Raw genomic sequence first — 26,115 nt, forward strand, 5'->3', positions numbered from 1 at the left:
ATAATATATCAGCATCTTAATGGTGCTGATATTTTTTGTGTAAAGGAAAGTTATTATGGATCACGAATTTGTGCTTATTCTTGATTTCGGCGGACAGTATAACCAGCTTATCGCAAGGCGTGTGCGTGAGTGCAATGTCTATTGCGAGGTCAAGCCATACAACAAGATCACTCTTGACGAGATAAGATCACTCTCGCCAAAGGGCATTATCTTTACCGGCGGACCGCAGAGCGTCTACGGCGACGGCGCACCTACCGTTGACAAGGGCATTTTCGAGCTTGGAGTGCCTGTTCTGGGCATCTGCTACGGCTCTCAGCTTATGGCGCACGTCCTTGGGGGCAGGGTACAGACCTGCGAGTCCAGCGAGTACGGTAAGACCGAAACGGAGTTTGACACCGACTGTGAGCTGTTCAGAATAGACGGCTTGGGCGAAAAAAATACGGTATGGATGAGCCACACCGACTACATAAGCGATATTCCCCGGGGATTTAAGATAACCGCACATACAGCCCATTGCCCCGTTGCGGCTATGGAGAACGCCGAGAAAAAGCTGTATGCCGTGCAGTTCCACCCCGAGGTGAACCACACCGTTCACGGCACGGACATGATATATAACTTTGTGCGCAATATATGCCAATGCAGCGGCGACTGGACAATGGGGAACTACGCACAGACCGCTATAAAGCAGCTGCGTGAAAAAATAGGCAGCGGCAAGGTGCTGCTGGCACTGTCCGGGGGAGTGGATTCCTCTGTTGCGGCTGCGCTGCTTTCAAAGGCTGTGGGCAGCCAGCTCACCTGTATCTTTGTTGACCACGGATTTATGCGCAAAAACGAGGGCGACGAGGTAGAGGCTGCGTTCAGGGACTGGGACATCAACTTTATCCGTGTAAACGCTAAGGCGCAGTTCATGGACAAGCTTCGTGGTGTCAGCGAGCCGGAAACAAAGCGCAAAATAATCGGCGAGGAGTTTATAAGAGTCTTTGAGCGGCAGGCTAAGAAGATAGGTGCAGTGGATTATCTTGCACAGGGCACTATCTATCCTGACGTTATCGAGTCCGGAAGCGGTGATGCGGCAGTCATCAAGTCCCACCACAACGTGGGCGGACTTCCCGACTATGTGGATTTCAAGGAGATAATCGAGCCGCTGAGAATGCTTTTCAAGGACGAGGTAAGAAAGCTGGGCACAGAGCTGGGACTTTCGGATACTCTTGTCTGGAGACAGCCTTTCCCCGGTCCGGGACTTGCCATAAGGATAATTGGCGAGATAACCGATGAGGGACTTGAGGTGCTCCAGGACGCAGACCTTATCTTCCGTGAGGAGATAGCAAAAGCGGGTTTTGACCGCAGCATAAACCAGTATTTTGCCGTGCTGACAAATATGCGCTCGGTGGGCGTTATGGGCGATTTCAGGACCTATGATTACACCCTTGCCCTGCGTGCGGTGACAACCACCGACTTTATGACCGCAGAGTTTGCACGCATACCATACGAGGTGCTTGAGGTTTGTGCAAGCCGTATCGTCAACGAGGTGAAAAACATCAACCGGGTAGTTTACGACATAACCACCAAGCCCCCTGCAACTATCGAATGGGAATAAGCTGTGTGATAACAAATAAAAAAATCGGCTCACCGCATTGACTGTGGTGAGCCTTTAATATTGCAAGGGGTGGGAATATGAGCTTACTTGATCTCAAGCCTCTTTGTTTCGGGCTGGCGTGCCTCTTTCTTTGGCATTGCAAGATAGAGTATGCCGTTTTTGTACTCTGCCTCGATCTTGTCTGCATCAATGGCGGAGATGTCAAAGCTTCTCTGATAAGAGCCATAGGTACGCTCTCTGTAAACATACTTGCTGTTTTCCTTGTCCTGTTTCTCCTCGTTGTGCTGAGCGGAAAGGGTCAGCGTGTTACCGGTAATGTCAAGGCTGATGTCCTCTTTTTCAAATCCCGGCAGCTCTGCTTCCATAACATACTTGTCTCCCTCGTCACGAAGGTCGGTCTTGAAGCCCTTTAAGGCTGTGCCGGTAAAAAAGTCGTTCTCAAAGTCATGAAAAGCGTTGAAAAGATCAAAGCTCTTTCTCTCAAAAGGTGTAAGTGCAAACATAGTGATTCCTCCTTGTGTATCTGTTGAATTTCCTTACTGCGAGACATTCGGTACTGCGGATGTCCGTTACTATCTTATGCGCTGTATGCGGCGCTATGCATTTGTGTTTCGTTCCATCGGTATCATTTCCTTTCGTTCACTGACTATAAGATACTGCCCATTTGTGTTGGTTTTGTGATAAAGCGGTGACGCAATGCTGAAAATTAGCACTCTTGGAGGTAGAGTGCTAACACTCGGACAAAAAGAGTGCTAAATTGCTTTACAAATAATTGCAGAATAATCAGGAAATTTTGTGTAACAACGTGAAATTGCCCATTTTTGCTTGCAATTTTAACAAAGCTGTGGTATGATATTTGTGTATTTTGCAAAAGTGTAGGAAGAAAGGAGAGCTTGCTGATGAGTGACGTTAAGGAGCTGGAAAAAGAGCTTGACGACGGCATAGAAGAAGCTGAGCAGCAGGAAAAGCAGGAAGCTGCCGAAAAGGAAGTCACGACAGCCGAACAAGCGGCGGCAGACGCTGACGAGAAGACAGACGGAGAAAGCGAAGAAGAAAAAGAGCAGGAAAAAAACCGCAATATTTTTTCAAGACTGATAACACCCACCCACAAGGGCAGAGGCTACGCATTTACAGTGTATTCTCTGTTGACGATATATTTTTTGTGGGGCGTTATATGTTTGCTCAAATACGGCTATGAGCGTGAGGATTATTCATGGCTCAGGTGGTGTGCTATCCCGGCAGGAGTGCTCACTCTGCTGGCAGGGATACAGACCTTCCGTGTTATACGTGCCTCAAGGAAGAACAAGGAAAAGAACTTCGGTTCCCCTGTGAACAGGTTTGTGCTGGCGCTTATCTTTTCCTTTAACTCAATGCTCATGCCCGACCTTATAATGGGCTCCCCCCCGGTGAAAAGAAATATCCTTTATACCCTGCTGGGACTCAGCCTTTGTATGTGTCTTTATCTTATGGGTGCGGCGATGTTCAAAAACCCAAAGGTCTGGTTCGGCATCATTAACGGATTTTTTGCGTTCTACGGGTTTATGCAGTACTACATATTCCTGTTCAGAGGTGCGCCCATACAGTTTTCCGACCTTTTCAACATTGAATCCGCAAAGGAAGCCAGCGACCTTTATGAGTTCACATTTGCCCTTATGCCGGTGTATGCAATAATAAATGTGGCTCTGATGATAATAATATTCATAAAGGTCAAGCTTACGCCCGTAACGGCAAAGCAGAGGATAATGTCTGCGGCAGGCTCGGTGCTTTGCGCACTTGCGCTGGTGTTTGTGGGAAAAATAGGATACGATATCGGTATCAAGAACAGATATATCATAATGAATTTTTCCGGCAACGAGAACAAGCTCACCTATTCCAACGTGGGATATGACCTTATGTTCTATTTTGACGGTATGTACAACCATGTATACGAGCCTGAGGACTACTCAAAAGACAAGGCTCAGGAGATACTGGGACAGTACAAGGAGGAAAAAGCCGAAAAGAGCAAAAAGCCTATTATTATCGGCATAATGAACGAGTCCTTTGCCGACTTCAAGCATATCGGCGATTTAAAAACGGACAAGGACTATATGCCCTGCTACAACGCTCTGAAAAAAGAATCGGTCTACGGCTATGTGACCGTTTCGGCATACGGCGGATATTCCTGTAACTCGGAATATGAGTTCCTTTCGGGCAATACAATGGGATTTCTCCCTGCAGGAAGCGCAGCCTTTACCCAGTACATCAACGGCAATCAGGAAAGCCTTGTGTCATATCTCAACTCACAGAATTATCACACCATGGCTGTGACGCCGTGCAGACCGGGACTGTGGAACCTTGAAAACGTGTATAAGTATCTGCAGTTTGACGATGCGGTGTATAAGGCACATCTGAAATACTTTGGCACTTCAACCACCATCAACGCCAATATTTCCGACCTTACCACATTCAACTGTGTGAAGAAAGCGGTTGAGGAAAACAAGGACAAGGATGATTCTCTCTTTATCTGGACCACCACCATGCAGAACCACGGAGATTACACCCCACAAAACAGAAAGACCACCCCTTACAACATAAAGATAGAGGGCATCGACAATGACGAGGCAAGTATATACCTTGACTCTATCTATCTTTCCGACAGGTACTTCGGCGAGCTGGTGGATTATTTCAGAGATTACGATCGTGAGGTTGTCATCGTTATGTTCGGCGACCATTTCCCTCACATAATGTCCTTTACCGAGAAGCTTTACGGACAGGATGTGTCCACCCTTTCCACACAGGACTTCTCCCGTCTGCACCAGACTCCGTTCATAATCTGGAGCAACAAGGGAACACAGTCAAAGGAGATAAAGCAGATAAGCCTCAACTATCTTTCCAACGAGGTGATGAAGGTAGCGGGTCTGCCCCTGTCATCCTATCAGCAGGAGCTTGAAAAGGTAAGACAGAAGCTGCCTGTTATAAGCTCCTTCGGATTTATGAATTCCGACGAAAAGTGGTTTGAGATAAGCGAAAAGGACGATAAGACCAAGGATATAAGAAACGAATACAACATCGTGGAATATTACCGTATGTTCGGTAACGAGAAAAAGTAGTATGCAATATATAAACATCGGCAGCGTGCGAATTGAAAAGACAGCTGCCCTTGCCCCCATGGCATCGGTGGCAGACAAGTCATACCGCCTTATGTGCAAAGCCTACGGCGCAAGCTATCTTGTAAGCGAGATGATATCTTCAAAGGGGCTTTGCTTTGGTGACAAAAAGACCGCAAGGCTTTGCGAGATAGAGCCTTTGGAAAGACCCTATGCCCTGCAGCTTTTCGGAGAGGACCCGTACTACATGGGCAAGGCGGCGGATATGCTCAATAGGTTTGAGCCGGACATTATCGACATAAACATGGGCTGCCCCGTCCCCAAGATAGTTTCAAACGGCAGCGGCAGTGCACTTATGAAAGACCCCGACAGGGCTTTTGCCATAGCGGCAGAGGTGGTAAAAAATGCTTGCTGTCCTGTGACGGTAAAGTTCCGTGCAGGGTGGGACGAGCAGAGCAAAAACGCTGTGGAGTTCGCAAAAATGCTGGAGCAGGCAGGGGTTGCGGCAATAGCCTGTCACGGCAGGACGAGGACGCAGTTTTACTCGGGCAAAGCCGACTGGGACACAATAAAGGCTGTGAAAGAGGCGGTAAGCATACCTGTTATCGGCAACGGCGATGTTACCGACGGCAAAAGCGCAAAAGCTATGTATGACTACACAGGCTGCGACCTTGTGATGATAGGCAGGGGTTCTTACGGCAGACCGTGGGTATTTGAGCAGGTGAGCAAGTACCTTGAAAGCGGTGAGACAGTGCCGGAGCCGGACCTTGAGACACGGCTTGCGGTGATGAAAAAGCACTGCGGGATGATATGCAGATACAAGGGTGAAAAACAGGGCATGAAAGAAGCCCGAAAGAATGTTCAGTGGTACTTAAAGGGTCTGCGGGGCTCGGCAAAGTTAAGAGCAAGGTGCGGCGAGCTTGTGGAGCTTAAAGACCTTGACAGATTTGCACAGATGATAAGAACGGAGAGTGAAAATATCGGTGGATGAGAAACAGCAGCGCCAGCCGGATATATTTGACAAGCTGGTGCACTTAAAGATATTCCGCTGGTTTGAGCCGTTTTTCCAAAAGAACAGAGAGGTGCTGATGTACCTGTTCTTCGGCGTGATGACCACGGTGGTAAGCTTTGTAACGGCAGGTATAGCAAAGTATCTGCTGGAGCTTGCAGGGCTGGGGAAGGATCCTGTTTCCGTTCTCAGCACGCTTATATCCTGGGTGTGTGCGGTGACATTTGCGTATGTTACAAACCGGATCTGGGTGTTTGACTCAAAGGTGAGCGGCGCAAAGGGGATACTTGAGGAAATGGCGTCCTTCTACGGCGGCAGGCTTTTCACGCTGCTCGTGGAAATGGGAATGATGTGGCTTGGATACTCGGTAATGGGTATAAACTACTGGGTGACAAAGATAGCTGCCAACGTAGTGGTGCTGATACTCAATTATGTGATAAGTAAGCTGTTTGTTTTCAAAAAAAAGAAAACCGAGGGATAAAAAAGATAAAAAGAAAAAACCGTCACACCTCGTTTCCCTCGGTGCAACGATTTTTCCTTTATCGAGGTGACGGGACGTTGAACGTGGTTTCAAGTCTGCGTTTCGATAAAAAGAAAAAACCGTCACACCTCGTTTTCCTCGGTGGAACGATTTTTCCTTTATCGAGGTGACGGGACTTGAACCCACGACCTCTGCGTCCCGAACGCAGCGCTCTACCAAACTGAGCCACACCTCGTTAAGCTTTCCAGCCTATATATTATACTGCATTTTCCTTCGTTTGTCAACTGCACAAAGGCAAAATTTCATTTTGTATCAATATGCCCTGTTTTGCGGAAATATTGACAAACCTTTTAAAATAGTGTATGATAGTATGGTAAATGTAAAAAACAATGAAAGGACGTAGATCATGGACGAAAAAGAAAAGGAAATATCCATTGCGGATATATTCTCACTGCTTTTATCGAAAATATGGTTCATTCTGATAGTTACTGTTCTGGGGCTGATAGTGGCGTTTTGCGTTTCCAAATTCGTTATGCCCGTAAAATACAGCTCCTCGGTCTCAATGTATGTTAAGAGCAACGCCAACAGGAACGAGCAGCAAAACGTTAATCTTAACGAGATCAATGCTTCAAAATCCCTGGTTGAAACATATATCGTTGTGCTCAAAAACACGTCCGTTGTCAAGGAAGTAAGCAACGAGCTTGTGGGCAATGTTGATGACGAAAAGCTGAAGAAGTGCTTTTCTATCACAAGTGAAGGTACCATAGATCCAAAATCCATAGTCAGCTGCATTGCAATGGCATCGGTGAACAATACCGAGGTGCTTCAGCTGACAGCGACCACAAAGGATCCTGAGGTATCTGCTGCACTTTGCAACGCTTATTCAAAGGTAGCCCCCTCGGTACTCGTAAGAGTTGTGGGCGCAGGCTCTGTGGAAACTATCGGCAGTGCAGAGGCTAACTATTCTCCGGTTTCGCCAAAAACAAAGAGGAACTGCCTTATCGGTGCCGCAGCAGGTCTTTTCCTTGCGGTGGTAGTGGTTATCCTTGCAGATCTGCTTGACAATACTGTCAAGAGCGCAGATGACCTTAACCATAAAACAGAGATGGCTGTTATCGGTGAGATCGACCAGTTCGGAAACACCAAGCTCAAGAAGGGCGAGGCTTCAACCAATGCCAAGCGATATACCATACTTGATCCGGATACGCCTTTCTATGTAAATGAAGCATACAAAGCCATGAGAACAAACCTTACCTTTGCTCTTGCGGCAAGCTCTTCAAAGAGCAGAAACGTATTTGCAGTAGCAAGCGCAAACCCCAGTGAGGGTAAATCCACCACCGCTGCCAATATCGCCATATCCCTGGCGCAGATGGACTGCAAGGTGCTGCTGGTGGACGCAGACCTGAGAAAGCCTGTTCAGCACAGGATATTCAAGGTAAATAACAAGAGCGGTCTTACCAATGTTCTGGTACAGATGGATATATTTGAGAATTGCGTCAAGAGAGATGTAATACCAAACCTTGACCTGCTCACCACGGGAACAAAGCCGCCCAACCCTTCCGAGCTGCTTGCATCCGATTATACCGCAGACGTTCTGGGCGCAATGTCAAAGCTTTATGACTACGTTATAATCGACACGCCGCCTGTAAACGTTGTCAGCGATTCAATGGTAATAAGCAGATCTATCGCAGGCATACTGCTGGTGCTCAAATACGGTTCGACAACCTTTGAGGACGTAAAGGAAGCTTTGAGAAGATCTGAGCTTTCCAACACCAATATTGTCGGCTGCGTTCTCAACGGCATAAAGAGAAGCGGCGGAGTTCATGACTATAAATATAAATACAAATACAAGTCATATTACTCCTACGGCTACGGAAACAACAGACGTTCCGGCAAGTCCGGCAGCAGCGCTCAGGCGCCAATAACAGATAAGGATTAATGTTTTAAAGGACACAAGGAGAAACAAAATTGCTTACAGATCATCACAGCCATATCATTCCGGGGATTGATGACGGTGCAAAAAGCGTCGAGATGTCCATGGAGATGATAGGATGTCTCAAAAAACAAGGGGTGCAGCGCATCGTTGCCACACCGCACTTTTACGCTCACCGTGAAAACGGGGTGCAGGAGTATATGGAAAAAAGACAGCAGGCTTTTGAAAGGCTTATGGCTTCGGCTCCGGCGGTGGATAACATCATTCTTGGAGCAGAGGTGGCTATCGAGCGGGGAATATCCGAGCTTGATGGCATCGAAAAGCTGGCGTTTCAGGGTACAGATTTGATCCTGCTGGAGTTCCCCTACACAGGTTTTCACGACTGGATGATAGAGGAGATAGAGAACATTACATATAACTTTCATCTTACACCGATCATCGCACACCTTCACAGATATACCGAGGATTTCACCAAAGCTCAGATGGAAGCTGCGCTTTCCTTAAACGCCGTTATCCAGTTCAACAACGAGGTCTTTGAGACCTGGGGCGGCAAACGCTTTCTTAAAAAGGTGATAGAATCCGACCACCGCTGCATTTTCGGAAGCGACACCCATAACATGGGTTCCAGAAAGCCGAACTTTGACCTTCTGCTGAAAAAGGCAAAGCCACAGTGGGTGCAGGAGTCGGATACGCTGCTGGATCGGGAAAAGATACATATTTGATAACAAAAGACGGAAAACAGCTTTCCGTCTTTTTTGCTTGCAATTTCAGGTATTATATGATATTATATTTTCGTGAAATATAACAGATGTGTCTATCAAGGAGACCGGATATTTTATATGGATATATTTTTTATAGTTGTACTTTTGCTTATATCGGCGATCTGCTCCGCAACGGAGACAGCCTTTTCCGCCTGCAACAGGATAAGGCTCAAAAAGCTTGCCGACGAGGGCAACAAAAGCGCAAAAAACGCCATGTATATCTGCGATAATTTCGACAAGGCTCTAACCGCCATTCTTATCGGAAACAACGTGGTGAATATACTTTCCTCTGCACTTGCAACGGTGCTTTTCACAAGATATCTTGGCAGCCGCAGCGTGGGTGTGGCAACGCTGGTGATGACCGTGCTGGTGCTTATCTTCGGTGAGATACTTCCCAAAAGCCTTGCCAAGGAAAATGCGGAGTCCTTTGCAAGAGCTATGGCTGCGCCTTTGCGTGTGTTTATGTTTATCATCACGCCTCTTATATGGATCTTTACAGGGCTGACAAAGCTTGGATCAAAGCTGGGCGGAGGCAAAAAACAACAGCCCCCGTCAATGACCGAGGACGAGCTTAAATATATGATAGGTGAGATAGAGGACGAGGGTGTGCTTGAACAGCAGGAGTCCGACCTGGTGCGTTCGGCATTGGAGTTTGACGAGATAACCATTGACAAGATACTTGTCCCCAGGGTGAGCGTTGAGGGCATCGAGCTTTCCGACAGCCTTGACAGGGTGAAGGAGCTTTTTATATCCTCAAAATACAGCCGTCTGCCTGTCTATGAAAAGGACCTTGACCACATTGTGGGTGTGGTACACCAGGCGGATTTCTTTGAAATGTATCTGGGGAAAAAGAAAAAAAACGTTGCCGATATTATGAAAAAGCCCATTTATATCACCGAGACGATCCGAATTTCCGAGGCTCTGCGTGCAATGCAGAAGGAAAAGGTGCATATGGCTGTGGTCATCGACCAGTACGGAGGCACTGAGGGTATCTGCACCCTTGAGGATATAATCGAGGAGCTTGTGGGAGAGATCTACGATGAGAGCGACGGAGAGGACACCAGCTTTGTGAAGCTGCGTGACGGCAGGGTGGAAATATCCCCCGACCTTTCGGTAACGGATTTTCTGGAACGAATGGAGCTGGAGGAGGACACTATCCAGACGGACATGAATTCTATGGGCGGCTGGATAATGGATATGCTGGACAGGATCCCCCGGGACGGAGAGAGTATCCTTTGCCCGCCTTTTGAGATAACCGTGAAAATGGAGGATGAGCAGAAGATATCCCGCATAACCGTAAAGCTTCAGAAACAGGAGGCGTAAGCTTTGAGAAAGCGAATTTTTGAGATAATGCAGATAAGCAAAAAGGACGATGCACCCAGCATGGCGTTTGATATAGTGCTGGTAATGGTGATCTTCACCAACATTATTGCCATGTTTTTGCAGACCTTTTCGTCCCTGTCCGAGTACCACTACGCCTGCAAGGTGGTGGAGTATGTAACGGTGGGCTTTTTCTGCGTTGAATACTTTTTGAGGATACTTACCGCGGATTTTCTTTATCCCGAAAAAAGCAAGCCCCTTGCCGTGGTGAGATTTTTGTTTTCCTTTGACGGTATCGTTGACCTGCTTACTATCATACCGGCGTTTTTCCTTACAGGATTTGTGGTGTTCAGACTTCTGAGAGTGGTAAGGATATTCCACCTTTTCAGAATAAATAACCAGTACGATTCTTTCAATGTCATAAAGAACGTTCTCACCACAAAGAAAAACCAGATAATCTCATCGGTGTTTATTATCCTTATTCTCATGCTGGCATCTTCCCTGGGAATGTACAGCGTTGAGCATGAGGCTCAGCCGGAGGTTTTTGAAAACGCCTTTTCCGGCATCTGGTGGAGCGTTTCGGCTTTGCTCACCGTGGGATACGGCGACACCTACCCGATAACGGTCATAGGTCAGCTTATGGCGATAATCACAGCTTTTCTTGGTGTGGGAGTGGTCGCTATCCCCACAGGTATCATAAGCGCAGGCTTTGTTGAACAGTACCAGAAGGACCAGCACGCCGACGAAAAACAGATAGACATAGACAAGCTGGGAGAGATAATGATCGACCCGGGCAGCGGACTTGCGGGAAAGACCGTGGGGGAGCTGAAAATGGAGTATGATGTAAGCGTTTATATCATAATCCGAAGCGAGCTGACTGTGCTTGCCACGGACAATACGACCTTTGAAAACGGGGATATTATCATCATAAACTCCGACAGACTGGTGAAAAAGAAAAATAAGGGAAAATAAATATACGCCAAAAACATAAAAATTTTTTGAGGTACTTGAAAATATCGCTTTAAAGTGCTATAATGTGATACAGATATTTTAAAATGAAAGAAGGATATATCTTATGATGGAAATCAAAATCGAAAAAACCACCTCGCCAAAGGCTAAGCCAACCGATGAGTCAAAGCTGGGATTCGGTCATATCTTCACAGACCATATGTTTGTGATGAACTATGACGAGGGCAAGGGCTGGAACAACCCGAGAATAATCCCTTACGGCGATTTCCCTATCTCCCCTGCGGCAATGTGCCTGCACTACGGTCAGGAGATCTTTGAGGGACTCAAGGCTTACAGGATCGCCGACGGCTCTATCCAGCTGTTCAGACCTCAGGAGAACTTCAAGAGACTGAACAACTCCGCAAAGAGAATGGTCATCCCTGAGGTTGACGAGGACTTTATGCTCTACGCACTCAAAAAACTGGTAAAGATGGAGGCTGACTGGGTACCCCACAGCGCAGGTACATCACTTTACATAAGACCTTTCATTTTCGCAACCGACCCTTATGTAGGCGTTAAGCCCGCAGACCACTATCTGCTTATGATAATCCTTTCGCCATCGGGCGCATATTATTCCACAGGTCTGAACCCTGTTAAGATCTACGTTGAGAACCAGTATGTAAGAGCTGTAAGAGGCGGTACAGGATTTGCTAAGACTGCCGCAAACTACGCTATCTCGCTGGCAGGTCAGGCAGAGGCTCACGAGCAGGATTATGAGCAGGTTCTGTGGCTGGACGGCGTTGAGAGAAAGTACGTTGAGGAAGTCGGCTCGATGAACATCTTTTTTGTTATCGACGGTGAGGTCATCACTCCAGAGCTGACAGGTTCGGTTCTGCCGGGTATTACAAGAAAGTCCGCACTTGAAGTGTGCAAGAGCAAGGGCTACAAGGTAAGCGAAAGAAGAATATCCATTCAGGAGATCGCCGATGCTTACGACAACGGCAAGCTGGACGAGGTATTCGGCACAGGTACAGCGGCTGTTATCTCACCTGTTGGTCATCTCAAGTGGGGGGACAAGGTCATGACTATCAACAACAACGAGATAGGACCTGTTTCCCAGATGCTGTATGATACCATGACAGGTATCCAGTGGGGCACTATCCCTGACGACTTCGGCTGGATAGAGAAGATAGACTGATAGCTTTTCATAATAAATCAAACTCCCGTATCAGTGCGATGCGGGAGTTTTTATGTGTTCATTATTCTTTTCATATCCTCCGGCAGAGGGGAGTTTACGGTTATGCGTTCTCCGGTCACAGGGTGGGTGAAGCTCACCCTGCCGCAGTGCAGGGCTTGCCTTTGGATAAGCTCGCTTTTTTCTCCGTACATATCGTCCCCCACCAAAGCAGCACCAATGTGCGCCATATGGCAGCGGATCTGGTGGGTCCTGCCCGTTTCGAGAATAAACCTGCAAAGGGTATAGTCCCCGTGCCTTTGCACAGTTGAAAACACCGTTGCGGCGAACTGCCCGTCCTCACGTACACAGCGCTTTATAATGGAATCCTTTTCCCTTGCGATGGGAGCACATATACGCCCTCCGCTCAGCTTTGGTCCTTTGCATATACCATAATAGACCTTATCGCAGCTTCTTTGCAGGGCATTGGCGCAGAATCTGCTTTTTGCCACGACCACGCAGCCGCTGGTGTCTCTGTCAAGGCGGTTGATGCAGCGGAATGTCACACCGGGACAATGGGCGGCAAAGAAGTTTGAAAGGGTATCTCCACGGTGCTTTATTGACTCGTGGCATGGCATCATAGGGGGCTTGTCAAAAACCGCCAGATGCTCGTCCTCAAAAAGCACCGAAACCTCCAGCTGTGGATTTGGCTGGGTGGCTCCAGACTGGCTCTCGTTGATTATTATAACGTCACCGCTGTGTACCCTATCCACCGTGCGCAGAGGCTTATCACCGCATATAATACCGCCGTCGGTGCGTTTGAGCCGTGTGAGAGATTTTCTGGAAAAGCCCCTCTCACGCAGTACGTCACTCAGACGGCGGTCATTTTCGGCATTGCCGCAAATTATTTTTATTTCCGGTATTTCTGCCACCTTCTTATCATCGAGGGCATTTTGTCCTGCCAGTAGCTGCCCATTATCTCTTTTATCATTATGTTATACGAGGCTGCCCAGAAGGGGTACAAAAGGAAGAATGGATAGACCAACACCACCAGGGGCAGGTATATTGCAAAGGACCGTATAAGGGAGAAATAATCCCCGTAGTGACCATCCATAAGCTTTGCGGAAAGGTCGCAGGCATCAAATATATTGGTGCGTGGGTTAAGGGACATTATATACGGCGCAAGTGCCAGTGAGGCGCAGTATTTGATATACACCGCCAGCCAGATGATGGTGAAGCCGATGAAGAACATGAACACGAAAAGTCCCCAGGAGGTAAGGCTCTGGGTGGTGTTTCTCATGCTCCAGCGGTATATCATGTAGCTTGAAAGCAAAAGGGGCATGAGCATTACCAGCTTCATAAAGGTCAGCACCAGTGATGTGCGCAGGCTAAGGCGTATGAACTCGTTTGTGTGAGCGAATATATACTGACGGGTGAGGATATAGTCTCTGCCCATGCTTATGTCAAGGAACAATCTGCGGTTCACATGGCGCTGATAGGTGAGAAAGCATACTATGACTGCGATCTGCAAGCCCCACATCAGTGTGACCCAGGGCATTTTGAAAACGTTTCTGATGTTATAATAATACCCCAGACCAAATTTGTTCAGCAGCAGATACAGCCCGAATTCCACCAGCAGTATCATACAGACATTGGTGACCATATGAAGCGTAGCTGTCAGACTGCCGCCTATCTGCTTGTTAAGCTCTGTACGGGCGCTTTGTTTTATCTCTCTGACGTTAAGCAAGTCTATACCCCCTTTTTTATCGGTATTTGCAGGACGCTGCCCGGCATTGAGCCGGCTTTTAAGCTCAGCTTTTAGTCTGCGTCACGGTCAATGTCGGCGAAGCTGTACGGCTGGACCTGCTCATGGGCAGGGTAGGTGCCAAGCACCTCGAAAGCCTCGCTGCGCTGCCACATGGATGCTGTGACAATTACCTCAAATCCCTCGCCGAAATCGCAGGAATAATCCATCGGGCTGCGTTTGGGCACGCCGAAACAGGACAGCATATTCATAATAATGCCGCCGTGGGTGACCACGCACACGTTTGTAAGTCCCTCATACATCATGTCGGAAATGATTATCTGCAAAGCCTTGTAGCAGCGGTTTACCACGCTCCTCAGGCTTTCGCCCCCCGGAGGCGGATTGTCAAGACCGCCCTTGATAAAAGCTTTGTACTCATCGGTATCCATAAGGTCAGATACTTTCTTGTTTTCAAAGTCGCCAAAGTCCATTTCCACCAGCTCGGGCAGCTCAACGGTGAGCCTGTTTGGCTGTAAAATGGAAACCGTCTGCTTGCACCGCTTCAAAGGAGAGGTGTACACCTTCTGAGCGGGGGGATATTCGTATTTTTCCAGTTTATCGTAAAGAGCCTGAGCTCCTTCGCTGCTCAGCGGCAGGTCGGTTATACCGATGTATCTTCCGTCGGCATTTGCCTCGGTCATTCCGTGGCGTATAAAGGTAATGCGGTAGCCTTTCATCTGATGTGCTCCTTTCAGGCGTCAGTCTATTTACAAAAATGAATAATTGTGCTATAATAATGGTGTATGCTTTTAAGGTCAAAAAGGCAGGGAGGGGATAACCTTGTACAGTGGTCGCAGCATTGCGCAGGATAGGGAAAAAATGCTGGAAATAGGCGAAAAACTCGCCGCCGCAAGAAAAGCCGCAGGGCTTACGCAGTCCCGTGCAGCACAGGCTGCGGGCAGGACCCAGTCTTACCTTTCCGCTGTTGAACACGGAAAAAAAGCATTTTCCGTGGGATTTATCCTTGACCTTATTGCACTTTACGGTGTCAGCTATGAAGCGATTTTCGGAGAAGCTGTCTCACACAGCAGTCTGACGCCGCAGACCACCGGGGAAAGCGGTGCACAGCAGGCGCTTGACCTGCTTGATGAACTGGTGAGGAACTCCGGGTCGGAGCTGCTGGAAAAGGGTGTTGAGGATTATGTCAAGCTTTGTATATATGCAGTGCTCAGACAGCTGTACGAAGCAAATCCCCACAACACCTCAAAGGTGTTTTCCGCAGATGCACAGCAGGAGTTTGAAAGTGTTTTGAAGCTTATCAGCCGTATGCCCGGGCATACCCGCAGTATCCTTCAGGGCTGCCGCATAGACCGAAGCAGGCTTGAGCTTGCGGTGGAAAAGGGGCATGAGCTTCGCAGCTTTATAAAAGAATGTGAAGAGCTTTTAGGCTGCTGCGAAGAGGATATAACCTGACAGCCCAAAGCTTTACAGTTAGAGTATAGCATATTTTTCCCGTCTTTTCAAGAGGATATTTGCCACGGAGGTAGGGTATGAGGATACGTAGAAAAACGGCAGGAGCAATAATGAGCATATGTCTTGCCTGCATACTTACGGTGTCCTGCGCAGACAGTTCCTCCGTCAGGGGATATACGGAGAATACGGTTTTTGCCATGGATGCGTCCTGCACTGCCCGTGTATGGGGTGCAGAACCCGGGCAGGTCACCGATGAGATAAGGCGGCTTGACAAGGAGCTTGACTGCCACAAAAGCGATTCGGACCTTTCAAAGCTCAACAGCAGCGGACAGGGAGAGCTTTCAAAAGACCTGAAAGAATTTCTGGAAGCTTCGGCAGCGCTGACAAAGAGCTACCCTTCTGCGGATATGACCATAGGTGCGGTGACAAGGCTGTGGAATGTTACAGGGGAGTCGCCCACAGTTCCCTCTGACAGGGAGATAGAAACTGCGCTTGCCACCTGCGGCATTGAAAATATGCGCATAAGCGGCAACAGCTGTACTCTTGAAAATGGATCGCAGATAGACCCCGGTGCTGCGGCAAAGGGATTTGCCCTTGACAAAGCCAGGGAAAAACTGGAGAATATGAAGGCACAGTGCGCTGTGGTGACTATGGGTTCGTCCACGCTGCTTTATGGGAAAAAGCCTGACGGAAAGGACTTTTCCGTGGCGGTGAGGGACCCTGACCAAAGCGGGAGCCATGCGCTGAAGTTCACCTGCGGCGAATGTTTCGTGTCCACATCAGGGGGCTATGAAAGGTTCTTTGAAGCAGGGGGAAAAAGATATATACATATCTTTGACAAGACCACAGGAAAGCCTGTGCAGAGCGATCTGACAAGCGTTACGGTGATCTGCAAAAACGGCTTGATGTCCGATCAGCTCTCTACCGCCATTTTCATAGACGGCAAGGCAAAGCTTAAAGAATATATGCAGACTCCGCAGATAGATGTTATCGCCATAGACCAAAAGGGTAACATTTATGCCTCTGACGGCATAAAAGATAAAATAACCATTGAAAATAAAAACTGCTCTTTCGGGCAGCTGTAAAACGGGAAGGTCGGAAAATGAATATAAAGGGTATGTTCCTTGACCATAAAAAGAATACCGCCGGGGCTAAAACGGTTGAGCTGCCGCTGCCAAAGCAGGTGCGCATAGCCATGCAGCAGTGCGCCGGGGCAGCCTGTGATGTGCTTGTAAAGCCCGGGGATCAGGTGCTTGTGGGGCAGAAGATAGGCGACAGTGATAAGTATATGTCGGTGCCTGTCCACTCCTCGGTGTCGGGTAAGGTAACAGGCATAAGCGAGCTTTTGCAGGTAGGCGGAAGGACCTGTAAGTGCGTTGACATTGAAACGGACGGCACACAGACGCTGCTCGAGGGGATAAAGCCCCCTGTGATAACAGACGCCGAAAGCTTTTGCAGGGCTGTGAGAGAATCGGGCTGCTGCGGGCTTGGGGGAGCAGGCTTTCCAACCCATGTAAAGCTGGGCTTTGACCGTGAGAAATACAATGTGGATACACTTATAATAAACGCTGCGGAGTGCGAGCCTTATCTTACAGGCGACCACCGCACCATGCTTGAGGATACAGACAGTATTTTTGATGCCATAGCGGCAATAAAAAAATATCTGGGGATAAAAAATGTCCACATAGGCATAGAAAAAAACAAGCCCGATGCCATTGACGTTATGCGTGGCAACGCCGCCAAGTATGACAGCACGGTGAGGATAACTGCCCTTGAGACAAAGTATCCCCAGGGAGCGGAAAAGGTCATAGTTTATAACCTTACCGGAAAAATTATCAGAGAGGGACAGATACCTGCGGACGTGGGAGTTGTTGTGCTGAACGTTTCCACCTGTGCGTTTATAGGAAAATATCTTCGCACGGGTATGCCCCTTGTGAGCAGGAGGCTGACTGTCAGCGGTGATGCGGTGGGCAACCCATGCAACGTAAATGTTCCCGTAGGCACCTGTTTTGAGGATGTTCTGTGGTATGCCGACTGCGACCCGGAAAAGATAGGTAAGGTCATTTCGGGAGGTCCTATGATGGGTACAGATCTGTTTGACCTTCAGGATCCTGTGTGCAAGACCTGCAGCGGGATACTTGCCATGAGGCAGGGGGGCGACAGACCCGGCGAGAGGGTGCAGACAGCCTGCATACGCTGCGGAAGGTGTATACGGGTGTGCCCGGTGGGGCTTATGCCTACGGTGCTTGAAAAAGCGTTTGATAAAAAGGACAGAAAAACATTGTCCAAAATGAAGGTGTCGCTGTGTATGAACTGCGGCAGCTGTTCATATGTGTGTCCGGCGAAAAGAGACCTTGCCGAGAAAAACCAGCTTGCCAAGGCTTTGCTCAGGACAATGTGAGGAGGGTAATTCTTGAAAGATCTAACGGTCAGTCCGTCACCCCATATACGCAGCAATGTGACCACGTCCAGGATAATGCTGCACGTTATGATAGCTCTTTTGCCTGCGCTGGTAATGTCGGCGGTGCTGTTCGGCGCCGAGGCATTGATACTTACGGGCGTTTGTATGCTGTCTGCGTTTGTATGGGAACGGCTGTGCAATATAGTCATGAAACGCCCCAACACCACAGGTGACCTTTCGGCACTTGTGACGGGAATGATACTTGCGTTCAATCTTCCCCCAAGTCTTCCTTACTGGATGGGGATAATAGGTACATTTGCCGCAATAGTTATCACCAAGCAGATCTTCGGCGGACTTGGACAGAACTTTGCAAACCCTGCGATAGTGGGAAGAATAGTGCTTATGCTCTCCTTCACAGGGGAGATGACCAGCTGGTCAAAGCCCCTTGTGGTTCCCGACGCAGTCACCTCTGCGACTCCTCTTGTGGCAAGCTCGGGACAGTATTCATACCTTGACCTTTTCCTTGGTTTTCATACCGGATGTCTGGGGGAGGTATGCGCCGCTGCGCTTATAGCAGGAGGCTTGTATCTGGTGGTAATGAGGGTGATAGTGCCGCATATACCCCTTGCATACGTGGGAACGGTATTTGTTTTCTCCTGGATAGCAGGCAGGGACCCTGTTTATCAGATCCTTTCCGGCGGTCTGCTGCTGGGAGCGATATTTATGGCGACGGATTATGTCACCAGCCCTGTTTCAAACAGCGGAAAGGTCATCTTCGGCATTGGCTGCGGTGTCCTCACCTGCGTTATAAGATTTTATGCCAACTACCCCGAGGGCGTATCCTTTGCCATATTGCTTATGAATATAGTTACTCCGTATATAGACTTGCTTACACGCCGCAGACCCTTCGGTACGGCACCGGTGAAAAAGGAGGCGGCGGAGAATGAAAAGTAAAGTTATGCCCCCGCTGGTCCTGACGCTGATATGCGCTGTTGTATGCGCACTTGTGGTGCTTGCCCACGAAATGACCTATGTTGACAATACAGGCGTGCTCACCAAGGAGATGAAAGAGGGCTGCACCCAAATTTTCGGACAGGGAGAATATGAGATACTTACCCGGACCGAAAAAGGGGAAAAGGAAGCTGTGGATTTCGGCTTTGACCATGTCAACTCCATAATCGCCGACAGGAAGAACAATAACTGCCTTATCGAGCTTACCTGTGACGGATACGCAAAAGGCGGGCTTCACCTTCTGGTGGGAATAGACAGCCGGGGAGAGATAAAAGGACTGCATTTTCTCTCTAACGGCGAGACCCCGGGACTGGGAGCGAATGTTGCGAATAAGGATTACACCGATAAATTTACCGGCAAAAGCAAACACCAGCAGATAGATGATGTGGACAATCTTACAGCTGCCACATATTCCTCAAAGGGCTTGAAAAAAGCCTGCAAAGAGGCACTTGATATTTACAGCACACATAAGGAGGAGATATTTGCATGAACGGGGAAAGGACTGCCCTTTACGATCTTACAAAGGGAATAATAAAGGAAAACCCCGTGCTGGTCACCATGCTTGGAATGTGCCCCACCCTTGCGGTGACGGTGCTGGCGGTGAACGGTATAGGTATGGGTCTTGCCACCACCTTTGTTCTGGTGTGCTCAAACCTTGTTATCTCCCTTCTTAAAAACGTTATACCCAAGGCTGTGCGCCTGCCCTGCTTTATAGTTATCATAGCAGGCTTTGTGACATTCATAGACTTTATGATGAAGGGCTACCTGCCGGGGCTGCATTCGGCTCTGGGCGTATTTTTGCAGCTTATCACCGTAAACTGCATAATCCTTGGAAGGGCAGAGGCGTTTGCCAGCAGAAATAATGTGGGACGCTCCCTGCTTGACGGACTTGGAATGGGCATAGGCTTTACCCTTGCCCTTTTCGCCATGGGCTCTGTAAGAGAGATACTGGGACTTGGAAGCTGGATGGGTATGAAGATACCGTATCTGTGCGACAAGCCAATGACCATATTCATAATGCCGGCAGGAGGATTTTTCGTGCTTGGCTGTCTTATCGCACTGGTGAACAAGATAGCAAAGCGTAAGCCGCCAAAAGAGATATCCTGTGAGAACTGTCCCAATGCGGCAGGCTGCTCCGGGCAGTGCAAGGCGTAAGGGGGTAAGGACTGATGACGTATATACTTATCCTTGTGGGCTGCGTTTTCGTGAACAATGTGGTCCTTTCGCAGTTTATGGGCATCTGTGCCTTTCTCGGCGTTTCAAAGCAGGTCAGGTCCTCTGCGGGAATGGGAGGAGCAGTCATCTTTGTAATGGTCTGCGCCACTGCGATAACCTATCCGCTGTATAAGCTTCTGGAGCACTTTGAAATGACCTATCTCAAAACGGTTGCGTTCATTCTGGTAATAGCCATGTTCGTGCAGCTGGTGGAGATAGTGATGAAAAAGAAGATGCACGCCCTTTACAAAGCCCTCGGTGTTTACCTTCCGCTGATAACCACCAACTGTGCGGTGCTGGGTGTTACCCTTGGCAACATAAATAATGATTATACATTCTTACAATCCCTTACCAACGCTTTTGGTACAGGTCTGGCATTTACCCTTGCTCTTTTGCTGTTCAGCGGCGTGCGCTCAAGGATAGAGGACAACGACTTCCCCCAGGCTTTCAAGGGAGTGCCCGCAACCCTTATCGCCGCAGCGATCGTGTCGGTGAGCTTTATGGGCTTTGCAGGTATGATGTAAAGGAAAACCTATTGAAAAGGAGACAATTTCCCTATGAATTTACTTATCGCTGTGGGAATATTTGCCCTTATCGGTCTTGTGGCAGGGATACTTCTGACAGTGGCTTCAAAGGTCTTTGAGGTCAGGGTGGACGAGAGGATAGAAAAGATAAACTATGCCCTGCCCCAGGTCAACTGCGGCTCCTGCGGTTTTTCAGGCTGTTCGGATTATGCCGAGGCTATCGTTTCAAAGGGCGCAAAGTGCGATATGTGCCGTCCGGGCGGAGAAAAGACCGCAAAGGAGATAGCGAAGATAATGGGTGTTGAGGTAACTGTCAGCGAGCCGGAGGTGGCGTTTGTGCGCTGCCACGGGGACTGCCATATAACACCTCATAAATACCTGTTCGGCGGAGTCCAGAGCTGTGCTGCCTGCAACAGATTTTACAGCGGCAGCAAGACCTGCACCAGCGGTTGTCTGGGTTATGGCGACTGTGCCCACGTCTGTCCACGGGGGGCAATATCCATAATCGACAGGATTGCCAAGGTGGATAAGTCAAAGTGTATCGGCTGCGGACTGTGCGTTGATGCCTGTCCCAACGATCTTATAGTGGTAAGAAGGATATCCCAGAGCGTTGATGTCACCTGTTCCTCAAAGGACAGCGCAAGGGTGACAAAGTCCCTTTGCGAGGGAGGCTGCGTGGGGTGCAAATTGTGTGAAAAGAACTGTGAAAAGGGAGCTATCCACATTGTTGCAAATCATGCGGTGATAGATTACGACAAGTGTGACAGCTGCGGAAAATGTGCTGATGTGTGCAAAATAGGCTCTGTGATGAGACTGGGGTGAGGTCTTGACGGAGAGGGGGAGAAAAATGAAAGTTATATCATCAGACTGGCGTGAAGAGGCTTTGCAGCTGCCGCTTGCAGACCTGAAAACAATTTACGAAAGCAAAAAAAGAATGAGGAAGCTGACCACCGGCGTATTCTTTGTTTTTATGATCGGCATTATGCTTGTGTCCACGGTGGTATATCTTTTAAGAGATGTTTCCCTTCTTGCTGTCACCGGTTCGGTTGCGCTTTTTCTAACAGCGGCAGCCATCTCTTTTGCATCTTTGATATGGCGCTATGTTATTGCTTTTTCCACCAAGGAAAAAAAGGGCAGCAATATAGTTCTGATAATATCAGCACTTGAGCTTGTTATACAGGTGATACTATTCTGTTTTATACCCACCTGGATATACCTGGCTTTTTCGGTGGTAATATCTTTATATCTGATACTTATACGCCTCTACGTTATCCAGGTTGACAAGGACATTGAGTTTCTCCGGTCGATGCCCACGTTTCCCTTCAACGAAAGAGTATCCTCCCAGATGTTCGAGGTGGCACATCAACAGCGCAAGATGCAGCTTATAGAAAGCGCAAAGGGGAACATATGCAGCGAAAATGCCGAGCAGGTTTTTGAAGTTCCCATCCCCGGGCAGCCCAGTTATGAAAAGGGTGACACTCCCGAGGATTACTTGCAGCGCACCAAGACCTACATAGACGGAAAGATGATAGTGACTTCCCTGACCGACGACGAGTTTGCAAGGCAGGACGATACTGATTACCGTTTGTTGTACCGTGACATGGACAAAAATAAAAATGCCCCCGTCCCTGCTCCTCAGGAGCTGCCTGACGACGGGACGCTGCAGAATATGGACTATAACGAAAGGCATCAGCCCAATGCAGATGAGATAGTTATTTCTCAGGACGTATTTGCCGAGGACTTTGAGCGGCTGGAGAGAAAGCCAAAGCAGCCCAAAGAAGAGGATATAAAGATGTCCGGTGATGTACAGCTTGAGGATTTTGACTTTTCGCACAGACAGGAGCAATAAAAAAAGACCGCTTGATTGCGGTCTTTTTTGTTATTTCACATAGAACAGAAGTGCGCCGTAGGTGGGGTATGGCCAGTACTTTTCGCCCACCAGGGACTCTATCTCGTCTGCCGGTGCACGAAGCTCGTTCATAGCCGGGATAACGATATCACGGTAGAAGTTAGCCTGCTCCTTGACGTCGGTAAAGCCCATTGCAGCATAGTGCGCATTTTCAAGCTCGCCCAGATTCTTGTACATCTTTGCCGAGAGCTCGGACAGACGCTTGACCATGTCCGTTTCAAAGCTTACGTCCGCACCGCAGGTCTTTGCCAGCTCAGCTGTGCTTGCCAGCTCCTTTATGTAGGATGCCACAGCCGGAAGAATGTCCTTCTTAGCCATGTCTATCATGGTATTTGCCTCAATGGAAAGGGTCTTGCAGTATTCGTCAAGCAGTATCTCGACTCTGGAGTGCAGCTCCGTCTCGGTGTATACGCCGTACTTTTCAAACATCGCAATATTCTCCGGTGCCTCGAAGAAAGGAATAGCGTCCGGTGTGGTCCTCAGGTTAAGAAGACCTCTCTTTTCGGCTTCCTGACACCATTCGTCGGAGTAGCCGTTGCCGTTGAAGATTATGTTTGAATTTTCCTTTATTGTCTTTTTGATAAGGTCGTCCAGAGCGTCCTGGAAGTTGTCTGCCTTTTCAAGCACCTCGGCAAACTCATCAAACGCCTCCGCAACGATAGTGTTTATCACCGTGTTCGGTCCGCCAACCGAGAGCCTTGAACCGGGCATTCTGAACTCGAACTTATTTCCTGTGAAAGCGAAAGGAGATGTTCTGTTTCTGTCGGTGGTGTCCTTTGTGAAGTGGGGAAGAACGTCAACGCCTATCTCCATTTCAACACGCTTGCCCTCGTATTTTGTTCCCTCAACGATAGAGCGCAGTATATCGGTAAGCTCGTCGCCCAGGAATATGGAGATTATTGCCGGAGGAGCCTCGCTGGCACCCAGTCTGTGGTCGTTTCCTGCGGTTGCAACACAGGCACGCAGAATGTCCTGATGCTTGTTGACAGCCTTGATTATCGCCGCAAGCACCAGCAGGAACTGTGCGTTCTCGGCAGGTGTCTTTCCGGGATTGAGCAGGTTGACTCCCGTGTTGGTGGAAAGGGACCAGTTGCAGTGTTTGCCCGAACCGTTTATTCCCTCAAATGGCTTTTCGTGAAGCAGGCACTTGAAGTTGTGCTTTCTTGCGGTACGCTTCATTATCTCCATTGTCAGCTGGTTATGGTCTGTGGCAATGTTCACGGTATTGTATATAGGAGCAAGCTCGTGCTGTGACGGGGCAGCCTCATTGTGCTTGGTTTTTGCGTAAATGCCCAGCCTCCACAGCTGCTCGTCAATGTCCTTCATGTATGCGGCAACTCTGGTTTTTATTGTGCCGAAGTAGTGGTCGTCAAGCTCCTGACCTTTTGGTGCAGGGGCACCGAAAAGAGTTCTTCCCGCAAAGATAAGGTCCTTTCTGTGGGAGTACATCTCTCTGTCGATAAGGAAGTATTCCTGCTCGGGACCTGCGTTGGCAATGACCCTTGTTGCGTCGGAACCGAACAGCCTGAGGATACGCAGGGTAGCTTTGTTTATAGCATCCACCGAGCGAAGCAGCGGGGTCTTCTTGTCAAGAGCCTCTCCGCCGTAGGAGCAGAAAGCTGTGGGTATGCAAAGGGTGCCCGCCTTGATAAAAGCGTAAGAGGTGGGGTCCCATGCGGTATAGCCTCTTGCCTCGAAGGTGCATCTGAGACCGCCGGAGGGGAAGCTTGAAGCGTCGGGTTCGCCTTTTATAAGCTCCTTTCCGGAGAACTCCATGATAACATGACCGTCATCGGCAGGGGTGATAAAGCTGTCGTGTTTTTCCGCAGTTATACCCGTCATAGGCTGGAACCAGTGTGTGAAGTGGGTACAGCCCTTTTCCACAGCCCAGTCCTTCATGGCGTTTGCAACCACGTTTGCCAGCTCGATATTCAGAGGCACGCCGTCCTCGATAGTCTTTTTAAGCTGTTTATAGGTCACCTTCGGCAGCCTTTCCCTCATCACCGATTCGTTAAAAACGTCCGAACCGAAAATTCCGGGTACATTTGTCATGTCCATGCATTTTTCTCCTTTCAGAGCTTTGACTATTACTTTTCATTATTGAGTATACTTTATTGAGCCCCTGTTTGCAAGGGGCTTTATTTATTTTCTTACTATCCTGCAAAAGCAGAGCTTTGCGCCGGAGTATTTTTGTTAAAAACAGACAACCGGCAGTGGGTCATATGTCTATAATGTCTGTTGAGTCGCTGTCGTCGTCTCTTAATGCAAGCTGGGTAGAATCCGAGTTCTGCGCCACCTTGTTGAGCCTGTGGGTTATCATTGCACAGTTCACCAGGTTTACAAGCCCTGACAACAAAAGACATATCCCCAGGATAGTCATTGCAAAGCTGACCGACATCATTGGGTTGAGCACAAGAAGAATACCCAGACCAAGAGTTATCAGAGCAGGAACACCTGTTGTTTTCCAGTCGGGATAGCCTGCCTTGCGCATACGCAGTGTGCCCTGAAGATTGACTATGCCGTTTATGAGCATATACATTCCGAAGACGATAGCAACCACCTTTGCGATGATGTCAGGCTGGATAAATACGAATATGCCTGCCGCACAAAGAAGAAGTCCGCCCACAAGCTTTGGACCCTGCTCGGAGAAACCGTTGGAGGAGCGTGTGAAATATATAACCAGCATAACCGCACCGTAGCACACCAGCAGTGCAGCTATGATATAGCCGATAGTCTTGGTGAAAAATCCCGGGTCGGCAATAAGTGCCGCACCCAGCACAGCGCAGAATATAGACAAAAACCAGAAGTTTTTGAAAACGCTTTTTACTGTTTGCATAGGCTTTACCTCTTTCCTGTTATTGTTTGCTGCAAAGTCTGTATCAATCTTTTGCCTTCAGCCTTGTGGCTTTTATCACCTTCAGGCGTGAGAACTCCTCACGGTCCTTTTCCTCAAGGGAGTCGGTGATGTATTTTACGATGTTCTGATTTCTTGGGATTATAATGTTCTGCAAAGCATTTGCACGCCGCTGTGTTTTTCTTATGGCGACAGAGAGCCTGTATATCCCGTTTTCCACCTCTGCAAGCACCGCCGTCATTTCCTTTACCTTTTCAAAAGCGATGTACGCCCTGTCAAGGGCAGAGGTGGTCCTTGAAAAACCGTAGTAGACCTTTTCAGGCTTTTTCTCCAGCTGCACCGCAGGCAGCTCCACCCCCATAACGCTTTGTGAGCTGATAGTCACACCGTTTTCGATGGGAACGGTGAGGGCAAAGGGTGTTACCACCCCCAGGGAGATATTTGCCTGCTGCAAAGCAAGATAAGCCTCAGAGTAGGTGCCCTCAATGGATGAACGCAGCATCTGTGCCTTGTCCACCAGCTTCATAAGCTCACGGATAAGGATATTACGTTTTCTGTCCAGAAGGTCGTAGCCCAGCGTAGCCAGCTGCAAAGCCTTTTTGGAAAGCATAAGATTACCCTTGGTAGGGAACACCTGCTGTTCCATTGTGTCACCGTCCTTTTTATCTCTGAATT

25 protein-coding genes and 1 tRNA gene are annotated in these 26,115 nt (G+C 48.6%); 18 read left to right on the forward strand and 8 right to left on the reverse strand.

Annotated features, from left to right (window positions below):
• The first annotated feature begins 55 nt into the window (after positions 1–55).
• Positions 56–1,597, forward strand: a complete 1,542-nt coding sequence (guaA, locus tag T494_RS0109325; protein ID WP_037344526.1) for a glutamine-hydrolyzing GMP synthase — start codon at positions 56–58, stop codon at positions 1,595–1,597.
• Between the two features lie 83 nt (positions 1,598–1,680).
• On the opposite strand, the gene T494_RS0109330 is transcribed toward guaA, so the two are convergent.
• The gene (locus tag T494_RS0109330) at positions 1,681–2,100 is read right to left on the reverse strand and encodes an Hsp20/alpha crystallin family protein (RefSeq protein ID WP_028506070.1); all 420 of its coding nucleotides are present in this window, start codon (positions 2,098–2,100) and stop codon (positions 1,681–1,683) included.
• Between the two features lie 396 nt (positions 2,101–2,496).
• On the opposite strand from T494_RS0109330, the gene T494_RS0109335 reads away from it, so the two are divergent.
• From T494_RS0109335 to T494_RS0109345, 3 genes are read left to right on the forward strand one after another with little or no spacing between them, the layout of a single operon-like run.
• Positions 2,497–4,686: an LTA synthase family protein gene (locus T494_RS0109335; protein WP_028506071.1), complete on the forward strand. Its 2,190-nt coding sequence runs from the start codon at positions 2,497–2,499 to the stop codon at positions 4,684–4,686.
• 1 nt (position 4,687) lies between these two features.
• Positions 4,688–5,674, forward strand: a complete 987-nt coding sequence (gene dusB, locus T494_RS0109340) for a tRNA dihydrouridine synthase DusB (RefSeq protein ID WP_028506072.1) — start codon at positions 4,688–4,690, stop codon at positions 5,672–5,674.
• A complete protein-coding gene (locus tag T494_RS0109345) occupies positions 5,667–6,173 on the forward strand; it encodes a GtrA family protein (protein ID WP_037344528.1) in 507 nt (168 codons plus the stop codon). Before dusB ends, T494_RS0109345 begins: the two co-directional genes overlap by 8 nt.
• Positions 6,174–6,334: 161 nt before the next feature.
• Here the strand turns inward: T494_RS0109345 and T494_RS0109350 are convergent.
• Positions 6,335–6,408, reverse strand: a tRNA-Pro gene (locus T494_RS0109350).
• A gap of 171 nt (positions 6,409–6,579) precedes the next feature.
• On the opposite strand from T494_RS0109350, the gene T494_RS13490 reads away from it, so the two are divergent.
• From T494_RS13490 to T494_RS0109375, 5 genes are all read left to right on the forward strand, one after another.
• Positions 6,580–8,112: a polysaccharide biosynthesis tyrosine autokinase gene (locus T494_RS13490; RefSeq protein ID WP_051540296.1), complete on the forward strand. Its 1,533-nt coding sequence runs from the start codon at positions 6,580–6,582 to the stop codon at positions 8,110–8,112.
• 29 nt (positions 8,113–8,141) lie between these two features.
• The gene (locus T494_RS0109360; protein ID WP_028506074.1) at positions 8,142–8,828 is read left to right on the forward strand and encodes a CpsB/CapC family capsule biosynthesis tyrosine phosphatase; all 687 of its coding nucleotides are present in this window, start codon (positions 8,142–8,144) and stop codon (positions 8,826–8,828) included.
• A 117-nt stretch (positions 8,829–8,945) separates the two neighbouring features.
• Positions 8,946–10,190: a hemolysin family protein gene (locus T494_RS0109365; protein ID WP_028506075.1), complete on the forward strand. Its 1,245-nt coding sequence runs from the start codon at positions 8,946–8,948 to the stop codon at positions 10,188–10,190.
• A 3-nt stretch (positions 10,191–10,193) separates the two neighbouring features.
• Positions 10,194–11,159 carry an ion transporter gene (locus T494_RS0109370; protein WP_028506076.1) on the forward strand — a complete coding sequence of 322 codons (966 nt, stop codon included), beginning with the start codon at positions 10,194–10,196 and terminating at the stop codon, positions 11,157–11,159.
• Between the two features lie 106 nt (positions 11,160–11,265).
• Positions 11,266–12,333 (forward strand): branched-chain amino acid aminotransferase, encoded by a 1,068-nt coding sequence (locus tag T494_RS0109375; RefSeq protein WP_028506077.1) that lies wholly within the window; start codon positions 11,266–11,268, stop codon positions 12,331–12,333.
• 50 nt (positions 12,334–12,383) lie between these two features.
• On the opposite strand, the gene T494_RS0109380 is transcribed toward T494_RS0109375, so the two are convergent.
• The 3 genes from T494_RS0109380 to T494_RS0109390 form a co-directional block, all read right to left on the reverse strand.
• Complete coding sequence (locus T494_RS0109380; RefSeq protein ID WP_051540298.1) at positions 12,384–13,241, reverse strand: RluA family pseudouridine synthase; 858 nt, start codon at positions 13,239–13,241, stop codon at positions 12,384–12,386.
• On the reverse strand, positions 13,220–14,056 hold the full coding sequence (locus T494_RS0109385) for a hypothetical protein (protein WP_028506079.1): 837 nt from the start codon (positions 14,054–14,056) through the stop codon (positions 13,220–13,222). The genes T494_RS0109380 and T494_RS0109385 overlap by 22 nt, the downstream gene beginning before the upstream one ends.
• Before the next feature lie 71 nt (positions 14,057–14,127).
• Positions 14,128–14,790: a histidine phosphatase family protein gene (locus T494_RS0109390; RefSeq protein ID WP_028506080.1), complete on the reverse strand. Its 663-nt coding sequence runs from the start codon at positions 14,788–14,790 to the stop codon at positions 14,128–14,130.
• Positions 14,791–14,893: 103 nt separating this feature from the next.
• Between T494_RS0109390 and T494_RS12865 the strand changes: the two genes are divergently transcribed.
• The 9 genes from T494_RS12865 to T494_RS0109435 all read left to right on the forward strand — a co-directional run bounded on the left by T494_RS12865 (position 14,894) and on the right by T494_RS0109435 (position 22,526).
• Positions 14,894–15,526, forward strand: coding sequence for a helix-turn-helix domain-containing protein (locus T494_RS12865; protein WP_155984078.1), 633 nt, complete (start codon positions 14,894–14,896; stop codon positions 15,524–15,526).
• A 77-nt stretch (positions 15,527–15,603) separates the two neighbouring features.
• On the forward strand, positions 15,604–16,611 hold the full coding sequence (locus tag T494_RS12870) for an FAD:protein FMN transferase (RefSeq protein WP_051540300.1): 1,008 nt from the start codon (positions 15,604–15,606) through the stop codon (positions 16,609–16,611).
• A gap of 17 nt (positions 16,612–16,628) precedes the next feature.
• Positions 16,629–17,927: an electron transport complex subunit RsxC gene (gene rsxC, locus T494_RS0109405; protein ID WP_028506081.1), complete on the forward strand. Its 1,299-nt coding sequence runs from the start codon at positions 16,629–16,631 to the stop codon at positions 17,925–17,927.
• 12 nt (positions 17,928–17,939) lie between these two features.
• Positions 17,940–18,881, forward strand: a complete 942-nt coding sequence (locus T494_RS0109410; RefSeq protein ID WP_028506082.1) for an RnfABCDGE type electron transport complex subunit D — start codon at positions 17,940–17,942, stop codon at positions 18,879–18,881.
• The gene (locus tag T494_RS0109415; RefSeq protein WP_028506083.1) at positions 18,871–19,428 is read left to right on the forward strand and encodes an FMN-binding protein; all 558 of its coding nucleotides are present in this window, start codon (positions 18,871–18,873) and stop codon (positions 19,426–19,428) included. The genes T494_RS0109410 and T494_RS0109415 overlap by 11 nt, the downstream gene beginning before the upstream one ends.
• Entirely contained in the window at positions 19,425–20,093 is a 669-nt protein-coding gene (locus T494_RS0109420; protein ID WP_028506084.1) for an electron transport complex subunit E, read from the forward strand. Before T494_RS0109415 ends, T494_RS0109420 begins: the two co-directional genes overlap by 4 nt.
• Before the next feature lie 14 nt (positions 20,094–20,107).
• Entirely contained in the window at positions 20,108–20,677 is a 570-nt protein-coding gene (locus T494_RS0109425; protein ID WP_037344535.1) for an RnfABCDGE type electron transport complex subunit A, read from the forward strand.
• A gap of 33 nt (positions 20,678–20,710) precedes the next feature.
• Entirely contained in the window at positions 20,711–21,499 is a 789-nt protein-coding gene (locus T494_RS14295) for an RnfABCDGE type electron transport complex subunit B (RefSeq protein WP_028506086.1), read from the forward strand.
• Between the two features lie 25 nt (positions 21,500–21,524).
• A complete protein-coding gene (locus T494_RS0109435) occupies positions 21,525–22,526 on the forward strand; it encodes a YIP1 family protein (protein ID WP_028506087.1) in 1,002 nt (333 codons plus the stop codon).
• 30 nt (positions 22,527–22,556) lie between these two features.
• On the opposite strand, the gene T494_RS0109440 is transcribed toward T494_RS0109435, so the two are convergent.
• The 3 genes from T494_RS0109440 to T494_RS0109450 form a co-directional block, all read right to left on the reverse strand.
• Complete coding sequence (locus T494_RS0109440; protein ID WP_028506088.1) at positions 22,557–24,638, reverse strand: glutamine synthetase III; 2,082 nt, start codon at positions 24,636–24,638, stop codon at positions 22,557–22,559.
• Positions 24,639–24,804: 166 nt separating this feature from the next.
• Entirely contained in the window at positions 24,805–25,422 is a 618-nt protein-coding gene (locus T494_RS12875) for a DUF308 domain-containing protein (RefSeq protein WP_051540303.1), read from the reverse strand.
• 43 nt (positions 25,423–25,465) lie between these two features.
• On the reverse strand, positions 25,466–26,086 hold the full coding sequence (locus T494_RS0109450; RefSeq protein ID WP_028506089.1) for a V-type ATP synthase subunit D: 621 nt from the start codon (positions 26,084–26,086) through the stop codon (positions 25,466–25,468).
• Between the last annotated feature and the right edge of the window lie 29 nt (positions 26,087–26,115).

Origin of the sequence: Ruminococcus sp. FC2018, from assembly GCF_000621805.1 — a bacterium.
GTDB lineage: Bacteria > Bacillota > Clostridia > Oscillospirales > Ruminococcaceae > Hominimerdicola.

What these genes read in the sequence shown, in the direction of transcription:
- guaA (WP_037344526.1), top strand. Translation starts at nt 56, where the DNA reads ATGGATCACGAATTTGTGCTTATTCTTGATTTCGGCGGACAGTATAAC.
- T494_RS0109420 (WP_028506084.1), top strand. Translation starts at nt 19,425, where the DNA reads ATGAACGGGGAAAGGACTGCCCTTTACGATCTTACAAAGGGAATAATA.
- T494_RS0109375 (WP_028506077.1), top strand. Translation starts at nt 11,266, where the DNA reads ATGGAAATCAAAATCGAAAAAACCACCTCGCCAAAGGCTAAGCCAACC.
- T494_RS0109435 (WP_028506087.1), top strand. Translation starts at nt 21,525, where the DNA reads ATGAAAGTTATATCATCAGACTGGCGTGAAGAGGCTTTGCAGCTGCCG.
- T494_RS13490 (WP_051540296.1), top strand. Translation starts at nt 6,580, where the DNA reads ATGGACGAAAAAGAAAAGGAAATATCCATTGCGGATATATTCTCACTG.
- dusB (WP_028506072.1), top strand. Translation starts at nt 4,688, where the DNA reads ATGCAATATATAAACATCGGCAGCGTGCGAATTGAAAAGACAGCTGCC.
- T494_RS0109335 (WP_028506071.1), top strand. Translation starts at nt 2,497, where the DNA reads ATGAGTGACGTTAAGGAGCTGGAAAAAGAGCTTGACGACGGCATAGAA.
- T494_RS0109415 (WP_028506083.1), top strand. Translation starts at nt 18,871, where the DNA reads ATGAAAAGTAAAGTTATGCCCCCGCTGGTCCTGACGCTGATATGCGCT.
- T494_RS12870 (WP_051540300.1), top strand. Translation starts at nt 15,604, where the DNA reads ATGAGGATACGTAGAAAAACGGCAGGAGCAATAATGAGCATATGTCTT.
- T494_RS0109440 (WP_028506088.1), bottom strand. Translation starts at nt 24,638, where the DNA reads ATGACAAATGTACCCGGAATTTTCGGTTCGGACGTTTTTAACGAATCG.
- T494_RS0109390 (WP_028506080.1), bottom strand. Translation starts at nt 14,790, where the DNA reads ATGAAAGGCTACCGCATTACCTTTATACGCCACGGAATGACCGAGGCA.
- T494_RS0109365 (WP_028506075.1), top strand. Translation starts at nt 8,946, where the DNA reads ATGGATATATTTTTTATAGTTGTACTTTTGCTTATATCGGCGATCTGC.
- T494_RS14295 (WP_028506086.1), top strand. Translation starts at nt 20,711, where the DNA reads ATGAATTTACTTATCGCTGTGGGAATATTTGCCCTTATCGGTCTTGTG.
- T494_RS0109450 (WP_028506089.1), bottom strand. Translation starts at nt 26,086, where the DNA reads ATGGAACAGCAGGTGTTCCCTACCAAGGGTAATCTTATGCTTTCCAAA.
- T494_RS0109425 (WP_037344535.1), top strand. Translation starts at nt 20,108, where the DNA reads ATGACGTATATACTTATCCTTGTGGGCTGCGTTTTCGTGAACAATGTG.
- T494_RS0109330 (WP_028506070.1), bottom strand. Translation starts at nt 2,100, where the DNA reads ATGTTTGCACTTACACCTTTTGAGAGAAAGAGCTTTGATCTTTTCAAC.
- rsxC (WP_028506081.1), top strand. Translation starts at nt 16,629, where the DNA reads ATGAATATAAAGGGTATGTTCCTTGACCATAAAAAGAATACCGCCGGG.
- T494_RS12875 (WP_051540303.1), bottom strand. Translation starts at nt 25,422, where the DNA reads ATGCAAACAGTAAAAAGCGTTTTCAAAAACTTCTGGTTTTTGTCTATA.